Here is a 13,535-nt window from a genome sequence, read left to right on the forward strand (position 1 = left end):
TCATCAATGGAGATAGAGAAATGGCATTTTCAGTCAATTATGACAGCAGTTTCGGCAGCTACAGCATCCATAACTATCTGAACGAGTGGGCGTCGTCGTTTGGCGATATCAACCACACCAACGGTAATGTCACCGACTCCAACAGCGGCGGTTTCTACGGCGGCAGCCTGTCCGGCAGCCAATATGCCGTGACCAGCACCGCCAATAACATCACCTCGTTCGTGGCGGGCGGCAACCTGACCTACACCCTGTTCAACGCACCGGCGCACACCCTGTACGGTCAACTGGATTCCCTGTCGTTCGGCGACGGCCTGAACGGCGGCGGCTCCACGCCGTACAACATCCAGGTGCCTGACGTCAGCTTCGGCGGCCTGAATCTCAGCAGCCTGCAGGCGCAGGGCCACGATGGCGTGGTACACCAGGTGGTGTACGGCCTGATGTCCGGCGATACCGGCGCGCTGGAAACCGCGCTGAACGGCATCCTCGACGACTACGGTCTGAGCGTCAACTCCACCTTCGATCAGGTGGCGGCGGCGACGGCGGTGGGCGTGCAGCACGCCGACAGCCCGGAATTGCTGGCGGCCTGATCGCGGCCGTTTGCCCGCCGGCGCCGCGTGCCCCGGCGGGCGTTTTCTCGTTTTTAGCCGATGGAAAACGCCATGAAAAACGCCGTCAGGCGCGGAGAAGTGATGAGCGTGCTGGGCGCATACCGGCGCGGATTTTGGGGCATTGCGCTGTTTACCGCAGTGATCAACCTGCTGATGCTGGCCCCGGCGCTGTACATGCTGCAGGTCTACGATCGCGTGTTGCCGTCGGGCAACCGCATGACGCTGGCGATGCTGACCCTGATGGTGGTCGGCCTTTATCTGTTTATGGGGCTGCTGGAGTGGGTGCGCAGCCAGGTGGTGATCCGCCTTGGCGCCCAGATGGATATGCGCCTCAATCAGCGGGTCTACGACGCCGCCTTCGAAACCAACCTGAAAACCGGCAACCCGCTGGCGGGGCAGGCGCTGAACGATCTGACCAACCTGCGCCAGTTCGCCACCGGCAATGCGCTGTTCGCCTTTTTCGATGCCCCCTGGTTCCCGGTTTATCTGCTGGTGGTTTTTCTGCTCCATCCCTGGCTTGGCGCGTTGGCCAGCGCCGGGGTGATCGTGCTGGTGCTGCTGGCCTGGCTCAACCAGCGGGTGTCGCAGGCGCCGCTGGCGGAGGCCGGCCGCGTCGCGCTGAGCGCCACGCAACAGGCCAACGGCAACCTGCGCAATGCCGAAGCCATCGCCGCCATGGGCATGTTGACCGACTTGCGCCTGCGCTGGCTGCGGCAGCATCAGCAGTTCCTGCTGCTGCAGAACCGCGCCAGCGAGAAAATCGCCGCGGTCACCGCCTGGTCGAAAACCGTGCGGCTGGCGCTGCAGTCGCTGATGTTGGGCTGCGGCGCGCTGCTGGCGGTCAACGGCGACATTACGCCGGGCATGATGATCGCCGGATCGATCCTGATCGGCAGGGTGTTGGGGCCGATCGATCAGCTGATCGGCGCCTGGAAGCAGTGGTCATCGGCGCGCCAGTCCTTGCAGCGGCTGGAGGTGATGTTGGCCGCTAACCCGCCACGAATGCCGAGTCTGCCGCTGCCGGCGCCCGGCGGTACATTGGCCGTGAATCAGCTGACCGCCAGTGCGCCAGGCGGCACGGCGCCGGTGTTGCACGGCGTCAGTTTTCGTCTGGAGGCCGGCGAGGTGCTGGGCGTGATTGGCGCGTCCGGCTCCGGCAAAACCCTGCTAATGCGCCAACTGGTTGGCGCGCTGACGCCGCTCAGCGGCGACGTGCGGCTGGACGGTGCAGACATTCAGCAGTGGGACAAGCAACAACTCGGGCCGCATATCGGTTACTTGCCGCAGGATATCCAGCTGTTCGCCGGCACCCTGACGGACAACATCGCTCGCTTTGGGCAGGTCGACGCCGAGAAGGTGGTGGCCGCGGCGGCGCTGGCCGGCGTGCATCAGCTGATCCTGCATTTACCGAAAGGCTATGAGACCGAGCTGGGTGAAGGCGGCAGCGGCCTGTCCGGCGGCCAGCGTCAGCGGGTGGCGCTGGCGCGCGCGCTGTATGGATCTCCGGCGCTGGTGGTGCTGGACGAACCGAACGCCAACCTCGATCGCGAAGGGGAAGGGGCGCTGCAGCAGGCGATCGAAGCGCTGAAGGCGCGTGGCACCACCATCGTGTTGGTGACCCACAAACCGGCGATCCTGGCGGCCACCGACAAATTGCTGGTGCTGAGCGCCGGCCAGATACAGCACTTCGGCCCCAGCGACGCCATCCTGAAAAAACTGCCTGGTTTTGCGCCCGCCGCTGCCGCTGCATCGGCCAATGCCGGGTGCAGCAACGGCGGCTTCAACGTCAATTACGCCAACTTCGCCAAAACGGCCAGCGGTGAACGAAAAGTATGAGCAATCAGAGTGTGATTCCCGGCGATATCGACACCCTTTCCCGGCAGTTCGACGAAGGTCGCTACCTGCGGCTGGGAGGCTGGCTGGTGGTGCTGGGGTTTGGCGGTTTCCTGCTGTGGGGGCTGTTGGCGCCGCTGGACAAAGGCGTGCCGGTTTCCGGCAGCGTGGTGGTGGCGGGCAATCGCAAGGCGGTGCAGCACCCGAGCGGCGGCGTGGTGTCGCAGATTCAGGTGCATGAGGGCGACCGGGTCAGCGCCGGGCAGGTGCTGTTGTTGATGGATACCGTCGACAGCCGCACCCAGCGCGATGCGCTGCGCAGCCAGCAGTTGAGCAATGCCGCACAGCAGGCGCGGCTGCAAGCCGAGCGCGACGGCCTGCAAGCGATCGCTTTCCCGCCATCGCTGCAAGCGCGGCGAGAAGAGCCGGAAGTGATGTCACTGATGCTGCTGCAACAGCAGCTGTTCACCAGCCGCCGTGCGGCACTGCAGAGCGAGCTGGCGGCGATCGCGGAAAGCATCGCCGGATCGCAGGCGATGTTGGAAGGGGTTCGGCAGTCTTACGCCAGCAAACAGCGGCAAAAGGCCATGCTGCAGGAGCAGCTGGGCGGCATGCGCAAGCTGGCGGCGCAAGGGTATGTGGCGCGCAATCGGCTGCTGGATCTGGAGGGGCAGCATGCGCAGATCGATGGCCAGGCGTCCGAGGACAGCGGCAATATCGGCCGTCTGGGGCGCCAGATCCTGGAGCTGAAACTGCGGGCGATCCAGCGGCGGGAAGAGTATCAGAAAGAGGTCAGCAGCCAGCTGGCCGAGGTGCGGATGAAGCTGGACGAGCTGGATAACCGCCTGGCCAAGGCGGAGGCCGATTTGGGGCATACGCAGGTGAAAGCGCCGGTGGCGGGCACCGTGGTGGGGTTGAGCGTGTTCACCGAAGGCGGCGTGATCGGCGCCGGTCAGCAACTGATGGAGATCGTGCCCAGCGATCGCGGGCTGCAGGTAGAAGCGCGCATCCCGGTCGAGTTGATCGATAAAGTGCAGGTGGGGTTGCCGGTCGAGCTGTTGTTCTCGGCGTTCAACCAAAGCACCACGCCGCGCGTCGAGGGCGAAGTGACGCTGGTCGGGGCCGATCGCCTGACCGACGAGAAAAGCGGCGCGCCTTATTACAGCGTGCGCGCCAAGGTCAGCGAAGAAGGATTGCGACGCTTGAGCGGGTTGGAGATCCGCCCGGGGATGCCGGTCGAAGGCTTCATCCGCACCGGTGAGCGTTCGATGATGAACTATCTGTTCAAACCGCTGACCGATCGCCTCCATTTGGCGCTGACGGAAGAGTGAGCATGTCGGTTTCGCCGCTGCCTTTCGCCGCGCCCGGTGCCACCATGCCCTGGCGCCGTTGTCTGGTGTTGGTGCTGGCGCTGCATCTGCTGGTTGCAGCGCTGTTTTGGCCCTGGCGAGACAAGGCCGAGCCGCCGTGGGTACCGCCACCGGCGGTGATGGTGCTGATGGCCGCCGCACCGCAGGCCCCGGCCGAGGCGAAACAACCGCCGGGACAAAGGACGCCGCCGCCTCAGGTTGAACCGCCGGCGCCACCGGAGCCGTTGCCGCTAGTGAAAGTGCCCGACGCCGCGCAGCCGAACATCGCCGTGCCGCCGAAACAGAAAAAACCGCCTAAGCCGGTGAAAAAAAACAACCTGCCCCGCACGCCGCCGCAGGAGAGAACCATCGCGCCGCCGAGGGTTCAGGATCACAACGTCGGCGCGCCGCCGCCGGGCCGCGCGGATAAAACGGCCGCGCCGCAAACTCGCCTGACTCCCTATGCTCAGGCGGGGGAGGACAACTGGCGCAGCCGCATCAGCAGCCGCCTGAATCGCTTTAAGCGTTATCCTAAAGACGCATTGCGGCTGAAGCGCCAGGGCGTCGGGCAGGTGCGTTTCACGCTGGACAGACAGGGCCACGTGCTGGCGGTGACGCTGGTCAGCAGCGCCGGGCTGCCGTCGCTGGATCGCGAAATCCAGGCGCTGGTCAAACGCGCTTCGCCGCTGCCCACGCCGCCGGCGGACGCCTACGTCAACGGCTCGGTGGAATTGACGCTGCCGATCGATTTCAGTTTGCGCGGCGCGGGTTTTTGACGCGGTTGTTTCATGGCGATGGCCTGAGCGTGACGTACGGAAACCTTTGCCTCTGCGCCGCGATCGCATTTCGCGCGAAAAACCAGTGACAGATCAACCGCAATCCCCCAATATGGATTTTCCATCAAGATGATTACGCGGGTGCCAGTCTATGCTGAAAGTGAATGAGTATTTTGCCGGAAAAGTGAAGTCTATCGGTTTTGACAGTAGCAGCATCGGTCTTACCAGCGTGGGTGTGATGGAAGAGGGCGAATACACCTTCTCCACCGCGCAGCCGGAAGAAATGACAGTGATCACCGGGGCGCTGAAAGTGCTGCTGCCGGGAGCGCCGGACTGGCAAGTGTTTACGCCGGGCGAGAAGTTCTTCGTGCCGGGGCACAGCGAGTTCAACCTGCAGGTGGCCGACGCCACCGCCTATCTGTGCCGCTACCTGAGCAAATAAATTTTGTTCGCTAGGGGAACGCAGGGCTCAGCGGATGCTGGGCCCTGGTCATTTCTGAGGCGAGATTAACGCTGGGCTTCGCCGCCGAGCGCTTCGATGGTGTTTTTGATCAACGCCGCCAGCTCGCTGGTCATCAGGATAAAGTCGGCGTCAAAGCGCTGGGCGAAGTCGTCGCGATCGATGTCGTCGTTCTGTTCGCGCAGCGTGTCGGCGAACTTCAGGCGCTTGAGCGAGCCGTCGTCCGACAGCATCAGCTGGATGCGCTCTTGCCAGTCCACCGCCAGCTTGGTCACCAGCTTGCCGGCTTCGATGTGCACCGCGATTTCGTCGCTGATCAGATTCTGCTTCTTGCAGCGGATTACGCCGCCTTCTTCCAGAATCGCTTTCAATTCCGCTTCATCCTGAATGGCGAAGCCAGCCGGCATCTCACCGGAACGCACCCATTCGGTCAGCGTCAGTTCGATCGGGCTTTCCATGGTCAATGGCACCACCGGCAGCGAGCCGAGGCTCTTGCGCAGCAGCGCCAGCGTGTCTTCGGCGCGTTTGGCGCTGGCGGCGTCGACCATGATCAGATCGTTGACGGTGTCTATCCACATGAAGGTCTGGTTGAAGCGGCTGAACGCGCGCGGCAGCAGGCTGTGCAGCACTTCATCCTTCAGCGCGTCCTTCTCGGTTTTCTTCAGTTTGCGGTGTTGCTCCGCTTCCAGGCGCTCAATCTTGGCCTGCAGCTCTTGCTTGATCACCGGCGACGGTAGGATTTTCTCTTCCTTGCGCGCGCAGATGACGATCTGGCCGTTGACCGCGTGCGTCAGCGCATCGCTGTGCGAGCCCATCGGGGAGACCCAGCCGGTCTTCGCCATGTCCTGGCTGCCGCACGGCGTGAAGGCGAACGCGCTGAGTTGTTTTTCCATTTCATCCGCGTTTAACGCCACTTCGCGGCTCAAACGGTAAACCATCAAATTCTTAAACCACAGCATAATGTTATCCCTGGCTGGGCGTGCGTTCGGCACGCTGATTCGTCAAAAGCAGGGCGGCATGATAACGAATTGACGCTGAAAAATCGCCCCATTCTCTCCGAATTGCGTCGCTTTGCGCATCGGGAAAGGACGGGACGGAGAATGGGAAACAGGTGATTCATTCGCGCGCTTACATTAGGCTGTGACAACGCTGCGCGGCATCGAGGAGAAAAAATACGTGCGCATTGGCATCGACTTGGGTGGAACGAAAATTGAAGTGATCGCGTTGGCGAATGACGGGCGGGAGCTGTTTCGCCATCGCATCGCCACGCCGCGCCATGACTACCGGCAAACCCTGGCGGCGATCGCCGGACTGGTGAAACTGGCGGAGGATCATACCGGCGAACGAGGATCGGTCGGGATCGGCATTCCCGGCACGCTGTCGCCGTTTACCGGGCGAGTAAAGAACGCCAACTCGGTGTGGCTCAACGGCCAGCCGCTGGATAAGGATCTGTCGGCGCTGTTGGCGCGCGAGGTGCGTATCGCCAACGACGCCAACTGCCTGGCGGTGTCGGAAGCCACCGACGGCGCCGGCGCCGGCGCGAAAACCGTGTTTGCGGTCATCATCGGCACCGGCTGTGGCGCCGGCGTGGCGCTGAACGGCCAGGCGCATTCCGGCGGCAATGGCATCGCCGGCGAATGGGGCCACAATCCGCTGCCGTGGCAGGATGACGATGAGCTGCGCTATGCCCGCGAAGTGCCGTGCTACTGCGGCAAGCCGGGCTGCATCGAAACCTTTATTTCCGGCACAGGTTTCGCCACCGACTATGCGCGCCTGAGCGGCAACGCGCTGCAAGGGCATGAGATCATGGCGCTGAGCGAGCGGGGCGATGCGCTGGCGGTGCAGGCGATCGAACGTTACGAAATGCGCTTGGCGAAATCGCTGGCGCACGTGATCAACATTCTGGATCCGGACGTGGTGGTGCTCGGCGGCGGCATGAGCAACGTGGATCGTTTGTACCGCACGGTGCCCGCGTTGGTGAAAAGTTGGGTGTTCGGCGGCGAGTGTGAAACGCCGATCCGCAAGGCGGTCCACGGCGACTCCAGCGGCGTGCGCGGCGCGGCCTGGCTGTGGCCGCAGCAGCAGCGCTAAGCGTTGCAACAAAGCGCGAGCAAGCTCGCGCTTTAAACCCTTCCCTGTACAAAAACTGGACGGCGCTTTATGCTTTAGCTAACTTAGCTAAGGAGGACGCGATGGCAATTCAGGCCAATATGCATGAAGCCAAATCCAATCTGAGCCAGCTGGCGGACAGAGCCGCGGAGGGAGAAACCGTGATTATTGCAAAAGCAGGGAAGCCGTATGTACAGCTGGTCGCCATCAAGGGCGAAGCGCGCCGCCCTGGCGCCGCCAAGGGTAAGTTCACCGTGCCGGCGGATTTCAACGCGGGGGACGCGGCCATTGCGGCGCTGTTTGAGGGCGATGAATGAAGCGCTTGCTGCTGGATACCCACGCATTGCTGTGGTGGCTGATTGATGACGCCTGCCTGGGCGCGAACGCCAAAAGGCAGATCGCCGATCCGGGCAATGCGGTGTACGTCAGCGCGGCCAGCATTTGGGAGATCTCGATCAAGCAGGCGCTGGGTAAACTGGCGCTGCCGGAAGATATCTTTGCGATCATCGAGGCCGAAGATTTTCTGTCGCTGCCGATGGACGCCTTTCACTGCCAACAGGCCGGGCAGTTGCCGCCCTATCATCAGGATCCTTTCGATCGCATGCTGATCGCACAGGCGCAGGCCGAAGGGCTGACGCTGATCTCCGCCGACGCGGTGTTTCCGCAGTACGGCGTGCGGGTGGCGGACGCCCGCCGTTAAGCCGGCTTTTCCTCACTTTCGCTGCGCACCCGTTCGATATGAATGGTCAGGAACATCATCTCTTCCGTGGTGAGCTGATGCTGATAGTGCTTTTCGATGTGGCGGTTGATCTTGCCGGCGCAGGCGAAAGACTCGCGGTATTTCTCTTTCACCACCTGATACAGCGAGTCGTCGTCGCTATCGACGTAGTTTTTCCCCAGCAGGCGCTGAGCGAAGAACTTCAAATGGGTGACGAAACGGTGGTAGCTCAGGGCTTCCTCGTTGTAATCAAAGCGGAAATGGTATTTAACCAGGTTAAGGATCTCTTGCATCACGCGGGTGATGTGCAGCGTGTTGTGCATCTCGTCGTTAAGCTGGGCGTTGACCAGGTGCAGGGCGATAAATCCGGCTTCGTCTTCCGGCAGCGCGGTATCCAGCCGTTGGGCGATCAGGGCCAGCGCCTCCAGCCCGACGGCGAACTCGGCCGGGTAGAGCTTTTTAATCTCCCACAGCAGCGCATTTTTGATATCCAGCCCTTGCGCATGGCGCTGCAGGGCGAAGTGGATGTGATCGGTCAGCGTGATGTAGACGATGTTATGCAATTTGCCCGGCAGGCGTTCGCGGGCGAGAGTGATAATCCTGTCGGCAGTGGTAACGCAGGCCAGCGGGATCTCGGCGAGCAGCTCTTTATAGCGTTCGGCGATTTCACCGCCGTTATGGGTGAATACCTTTTCGATCAGGCTTTCGTCCAGCGTATCGCCGGGCTTCTTTTTAAAGCCGATTCCTTTTCCCATCACCACCGTCTCTTCCTGACGGTCGTCCAGCGTAATCACCACGTTATTATTGAGTATTTTAGCGATTTTCATGGTTTTTCCCGGTGTTTCAGCATCCTGAAAACGAAAAAACCTGACGCCCGGAAGCGATCCCGGGCGTCAGGTTTTGCCTGTATTTTATGTTTCTGCCCTGCGGCCCTGAGCGGCGGAGGGGATACAGTAACAATCCTATTATGTTGGCATAATAACCCGTGCCCGCTGCGGCTCAACGCTTTTCACCGCGGAGTGCCGCCGCGGTCACACTTCTACGCCGCGCGCCGCGGGATCATTCCAGCCTGAAGTGCGCTTCCAGCCGGCTGACGCCAAGCCCGTTAACCTTCTTCACCTTGATCTGCACCGGAATACGCTCTTTCATCGCCTCGACGTGGCTGATCACGCCGATGGTTTTGCCGGAGGCGTTCAGGCTGTCCAGCGCATCCAGCGCGGTATCGAGGGTTTCGGCGTCCAGCGTGCCGAAGCCTTCGTCGAGGAACAGCGAGTCGATGCTGGTTTTATGGCTGACCAGATCGGACAACGCCAGCGCCAGCGCCAGGCTGACCAGGAAGCTCTCGCCGCCGGACAGGGTGCGGGTATCGCGCAGCGCATCCGCCTGCCAGGTGTCGACCACCTGCAGTTCCAGCGCATCGCTGGTCTTGCGCTGCAGCAGATAACGTCCGTGCAGCCGGCCGAGCTGGTTGTTGGCCAGGTAAACCAGATGATCGAGCGTCAGCCCCTGAGCAAAGCGGCGGAACTTGTCGCCTTCTTTTGAGCCGATCAGCTGGTTGAGGTAGCTCCAGTCATCGTAGTCTTGCTGGCTGCGGGCGATCTGCTCGAACAGCGCCTGCTGATTGAGGCGGCGGGCGGCGTCGCTTTCCAACTGATTGCGCAGTTCGCCCTGGCGCAGCTGCAGCACCTTCAACTGCTGCGCCAGCTCGGCCAGCGATTGGGTGAGCGCGTCGATATCCGCGTTGGCTTCATCCAGCCCTTCAGGGCGGTTCTGCCGATGCTGCTCCAGCGTTTGCGTCGCCTGTGTCAGCAGGGCGGTGGCCTCTACCTGCCGCTGCTGCAACTGCTCTTTGCGCTGCTGCAATTCGCGGCGCAGGGCGTCGTCCAGCAGCGCGGCGGCGAAGGCGGTTTCATCGACGAATTCGCTGTCGGCCAGCGCCTGCTGCCACTGCTGCTGCGCCTGCTGCAGCCGTTCCTGCATTTGGGCGTGTTGCTGTTGCAGCCCGGCCTGTTGGCCTGCCAGGCGTTCGCGCAGTTCCTGCGCCTTTTGCCACTGCTCGGCAGCCTGAACACTGGCCTGTTCGCAGGCGGTTTGTTTGGCGCGCAGCTGTTCGCGCACCTCGGCGACCCGCTGTTCGCCGAACAGCGCCAGCCGCTGCGCACGCCGTTCGGCGAGGATTTTCTCGCCTTCTTGCCAGCGTTGTTGCAGGTCTTGTTGCTGTTGCAGGCTATCGGCGTGGTTTTTTTGCAGCAGCGTAAAGCGCTCTTCGAGCAACGCCAACTGTTGCTGCGCCTGCTGCTGCTGCGTTTGCAGCGCCGCGAGCGCGTCTTTCGCCTGCTGTACCGCCTGCGCCGATTGTTCATGCTGCTGCAGCGCCTGTTGCCCGCGCCGCTCTTCATCGTCGCAGCCACTCAGCCAGGCACTGAGCGGTTCGTCATCCGCCAGCGTAAAGTCGAACGCCAGCGGCGCGCTGAGCTGCTGCCACTGCTGCTGTTGGCCGGCCAGCTGCTGTTCATCCTGCGCGATGGTTTGCTGCTGGCGCTGCTGCTGTTCCAGCAGGCTTTCGCAGCGGGTGCGCAGTTCGGTACCCTGGGTTTGCAGTTTCTCTGCCAGGGTGCGCATCTCAACCAACCGCCGCTCCGTCGCCGAAGGCTGCACCGCCTGATATTGCTCCACCGCCGGGTGGGTGGTCGAGCCACACAGCGGGCAGGGGGCGCCACTTTGCAGCAGGGCACGCTCCGCTTCCAGGCTGACGATGCGTTTTTCCAGCTCGTGGATCCGCTCTACTTCCTGCAGCTGCGCCTTGTGTTGTTTGAATTGCTGGCGTGCGCTCTCCAGCTGTTGTTGCAGCTCGGCGAGTTGCGTTTGTCGTCCGGCGTGCTCCGCTTGCTGCCGGGTCAGCCGCTCGCGGGTCTGACGGTGGAGGGTGGCGAGCGTGGACAACTGCTGACGCGTTGGACGCAGATCTGCCAGGGCACTCAGGCGCTGGCGCAACGGGGCCAGCGGCGTTTGCGCCTCCAGCGCTTGCTGCTGCTGCTGTTGAACGGCCAGCGCTTGGGTCAGCGCGTTCAATTGCTGCTGATGCTGTGCGCCCTGCGTCGTCAGTTGATTGCGTTGAACGGTGAGCTGCTCCAGCGCCGCCTGCTGTTGGGCGCACTGCTGCGCGGCAGCATCGCCGGCCTGTCGCCGTTCGGCCTGTGTCGATTGCAGTTGGGCGATCTGATGATCGAGCGGGGCGACCTGCTCATCGATCAGCTGTTGCTGTTGCCGCATGTGCTCGGCATGGGCTTGCTGCGCCAGGCGGGTCTTTTCTACCGCCTGCTGCAGCGGCGCCAGCTGCGCCGACTGCTGTTCCTGCTGCTGCGTCAGCAGGGCCGCTTGCTGCTGTATCGTCTGCAGCTCGGCGCGGCAGCGATCGCGTTCGCCGCGCAGCGGCCGCAATTTTTCGGCCGGTTCGCTGAGCGCCAGCCGCTGGAGCTGCGGGGCGGCCTCGGCCTGCTCGCGTTGGGCGTTTTCCAGCCGTTGCCGCCCCTCGTTTTGCTGTTGCCGGAATCGCTGCCATTGTTGTAACCAGCTCAGCGCCTGTTGCTGTTGCCGGGTTTGCTCGCCGAGAGCGCTTTCCTGCCCGCTCAGCGCCGTCAGCTGTTCGGCCAGGGAGTGGCGCTGTTCGTCGTTCAGCAGCTCGATACCGCTGGCGCGCTGATGCAGCCCATCCAGATCGGTTTTGGCCTGTTTGTGGGATTCGAACACCTGTTCGGACAATCGCCCGTAGATTTCGGTGCCGGTCAGTTCTTCCAACAGCTCGGCGCGATCGTTGGCGTCGGCGTTGAGGAAGGCGGCGAACTGCCCCTGAGACAGCATCATCGACTTGGTGAAGCGGCCGAAGTCCAGCCCGGTGATGGCGGCGGTGATCTCCAGCTTGTCGCGCACTTTGTCCGCCAGGATCTTGCCGTCTTCGCGGCGGGCCAGTTCGACTTTCGGCGCCTGCAGGTTGCCGTCCGGCGCGTTTTTGGCGCGGCGCTGACTCCAGAAGGCGCGATAGCCGACGCCCTTGACCTCGAACTCGACTTCCGCCAACGATTCGGCGGTATGGCGGGTCATCAGTTCATTCTGGCTTGGCGTGACGTTGAGGCGCGGCGTCTGGTGGTATAGCGCCAGGCAGATGGCGTCCAGCAGGGTGGTTTTGCCCGCGCCGGTCGGGCCGGTAATGGCGAACAGGCCGTTGCTGGCGAACGGCTCGGCGGTGAAGTCAATCTTCCATTCGCCCTGCAGCGAGTTGAGGTTTTTTAAGCGCAGGCTGAGGATTTTCATGGGTTGTTCTCCTCGGCGTTGTGCTGCACCGCATCGACCACCTGGCGGAACATTTGGCGCATCCGCTGTTGGCGCGTTTCGGGCAGCTCAGTCTCCTGCGCCAGGCGCCGCTCGAACACTTCATTGACGCTCAGTTCGTTGAGCGTTTCCTTATCCTGCTGTGCGATCGCCTGGCGGCGCTGTTCTTTGCTGCGCCGCAGCAGCAGCACTTCCACCGGCAACTCGTCCGCCAGCAGCTGAATGCGGCGCTGGATGTCGCTGAGGTAGTCCTGCGTCGCCACTTCGATATCCAGCCACACCGGCAGCTCACCGTCATAATCGGCAAACTGCCGCAGCTGCCGTTCGATCTCGGCCAGATCGCCTTTGATCAGCTGCATGGGCTGAAACTGCGGGATCGTTAACGCTTCCACTTGCTGCAAAGCGCCGTCGGCGAAATCGACCATAAAGACGCTTTTGGCTTTGCCCAGTTCATCGAAGCTGAGCGGGATCGGCGAGCCGCTATAGCGAATGTGCTCCGATTTGGCGACGTTCTGCGCGCGGTGGATGTGGCCCAACGCGATATAGTCGGCGGGAGGAAAGGCCTGCGCCGGAAAGGCGTCGAGGGTGCCGATATAGATGTCGCGCACCGAGTCGGAGGTGGTGACGCCGACGGTGGTCAGGTGGCCGGTGGCGACGATCGGCAGCGGCAGGCCCAATTGGTCGCGGCGCTCGCAGGCCGCCTGATACAGCGTTTGGTAATGTTCGGCGATGGCTTCCTGTAACGCCTGCTGTTTCTGCGCGCCGGATTCGCCGGCGCGGCTGGTGAGCAGATCGCGTGGCCGCAAGAACGGGATGGCGCACAGCACCGCGCCCGGCTGGCCGTCGCGCCGGTTCAGCACCAGGATCTGCTGTTCGGGGGCGCCTTGCGCGCTCGCGATCACCGTGGTGTTCAGGCAGGAGAGCAGTTCACGCGATTCGTTCAGCGTCGCCACCGAATCGTGGTTGCCGCCCAGCACCACCAGTTGGCAGCCGGTGCGCTGCAGTTCCACCACAAAGCGGTTGTACAGTTCGCGGGCGTAGCTGGGCGGCGAGCCGGTATCGAACAGATCCCCGGCGACGATCAGCGCATCCACCTGCTGCTGCTCTACCTGTTCGATCAGCCAGTTCAGAAAAGCCTGGTGCTCGGCGGCGCGGCTTTTGGTGAAAAAGTACTGGCCAAGGTGCCAGTCAGAGGTGTGGATCAGGCGCATGACACTCCCGGGTGCAAAGGTAATGGCGATGATTATAAAGGCCGCGGCGCCGGCTGTCCCGGCGCAATGGCGAGGGCAGCGGAATGATTTTTCTTTACTGCGGGAAATAATCGCTATGCTTACTGCCTATAACAGCCGCTTT

Annotated in this window: 12 protein-coding genes; 8 read left to right on the forward strand and 4 right to left on the reverse strand. The window is 62.7% G+C overall.

Annotated elements, in window-relative coordinates; all coding sequences use genetic code 11:
- Positions 1 to 20: 20 nt before the first annotated feature.
- The 5 genes from ATE40_RS01625 (at position 21) to ppnP (ending at position 5,008) form a co-directional block, all read left to right on the forward strand.
- The gene (locus ATE40_RS01625; RefSeq protein WP_004940479.1) at positions 21 to 587 is read left to right on the forward strand and encodes a heme acquisition protein HasA; all 567 of its coding nucleotides are present in this window, start codon (positions 21 to 23) and stop codon (positions 585 to 587) included.
- A 72-nt stretch (positions 588 to 659) separates the two neighbouring features.
- Complete coding sequence (locus ATE40_RS01630) at positions 660 to 2,444, forward strand: type I secretion system permease/ATPase (RefSeq protein ID WP_063918825.1); 1,785 nt, start codon at positions 660 to 662, stop codon at positions 2,442 to 2,444.
- The gene (locus tag ATE40_RS01635) at positions 2,441 to 3,772 is read left to right on the forward strand and encodes an HlyD family type I secretion periplasmic adaptor subunit (RefSeq protein WP_019454230.1); all 1,332 of its coding nucleotides are present in this window, start codon (positions 2,441 to 2,443) and stop codon (positions 3,770 to 3,772) included. The genes ATE40_RS01630 and ATE40_RS01635 overlap by 4 nt, the downstream gene beginning before the upstream one ends.
- A 2-nt stretch (positions 3,773 to 3,774) precedes the next feature.
- Complete coding sequence (locus tag ATE40_RS01640) at positions 3,775 to 4,566, forward strand: energy transducer TonB (protein ID WP_063918826.1); 792 nt, start codon at positions 3,775 to 3,777, stop codon at positions 4,564 to 4,566.
- A 151-nt stretch (positions 4,567 to 4,717) separates the two neighbouring features.
- Positions 4,718 to 5,008, forward strand: a complete 291-nt coding sequence (ppnP, locus tag ATE40_RS01645; protein WP_004940463.1) for a pyrimidine/purine nucleoside phosphorylase — start codon at positions 4,718 to 4,720, stop codon at positions 5,006 to 5,008.
- Positions 5,009 to 5,073: 65 nt separating this feature from the next.
- On the opposite strand, the gene rdgC is transcribed toward ppnP, so the two are convergent.
- Positions 5,074 to 5,985, reverse strand: a complete 912-nt coding sequence (rdgC, locus tag ATE40_RS01650) for a recombination-associated protein RdgC (protein ID WP_004940461.1) — start codon at positions 5,983 to 5,985, stop codon at positions 5,074 to 5,076.
- A gap of 217 nt (positions 5,986 to 6,202) precedes the next feature.
- On the opposite strand from rdgC, the gene mak reads away from it, so the two are divergent.
- The 3 genes from mak (at position 6,203) to ATE40_RS01665 (ending at position 7,835) form a co-directional block, all read left to right on the forward strand.
- Positions 6,203 to 7,117, forward strand: coding sequence for a fructokinase (gene mak / locus ATE40_RS01655; protein ID WP_063919577.1), 915 nt, complete (start codon positions 6,203 to 6,205; stop codon positions 7,115 to 7,117).
- 101 nt (positions 7,118 to 7,218) lie between these two features.
- Positions 7,219 to 7,452 (forward strand): type II toxin-antitoxin system Phd/YefM family antitoxin, encoded by a 234-nt coding sequence (locus ATE40_RS01660; protein WP_019454227.1) that lies wholly within the window; start codon positions 7,219 to 7,221, stop codon positions 7,450 to 7,452.
- Positions 7,449 to 7,835 (forward strand): type II toxin-antitoxin system VapC family toxin, encoded by a 387-nt coding sequence (locus tag ATE40_RS01665; RefSeq protein ID WP_019454226.1) that lies wholly within the window; start codon positions 7,449 to 7,451, stop codon positions 7,833 to 7,835. Before ATE40_RS01660 ends, ATE40_RS01665 begins: the two co-directional genes overlap by 4 nt.
- Here ATE40_RS01665 and licT read toward each other — a convergent pair.
- The 3 genes from licT to sbcD all read right to left on the reverse strand — a co-directional run bounded on the left by licT (position 7,832) and on the right by sbcD (position 13,393).
- On the reverse strand, positions 7,832 to 8,680 hold the full coding sequence (gene licT, locus ATE40_RS01670; protein ID WP_063918827.1) for a BglG family transcription antiterminator LicT: 849 nt from the start codon (positions 8,678 to 8,680) through the stop codon (positions 7,832 to 7,834). The genes ATE40_RS01665 and licT overlap by 4 nt on opposite strands.
- Positions 8,681 to 8,912: 232 nt before the next feature.
- Entirely contained in the window at positions 8,913 to 12,164 is a 3,252-nt protein-coding gene (gene sbcC, locus ATE40_RS01675; protein ID WP_063918828.1) for an exonuclease subunit SbcC, read from the reverse strand.
- Positions 12,161 to 13,393: an exonuclease subunit SbcD gene (gene sbcD, locus ATE40_RS01680; RefSeq protein WP_063918829.1), complete on the reverse strand. Its 1,233-nt coding sequence runs from the start codon at positions 13,391 to 13,393 to the stop codon at positions 12,161 to 12,163. The genes sbcC and sbcD overlap by 4 nt, the downstream gene beginning before the upstream one ends.
- Between the last annotated feature and the right edge of the window lie 142 nt (positions 13,394 to 13,535).

The organism is Serratia surfactantfaciens, from assembly GCF_001642805.2.
GTDB lineage: Bacteria > Pseudomonadota > Gammaproteobacteria > Enterobacterales > Enterobacteriaceae > Serratia > Serratia surfactantfaciens.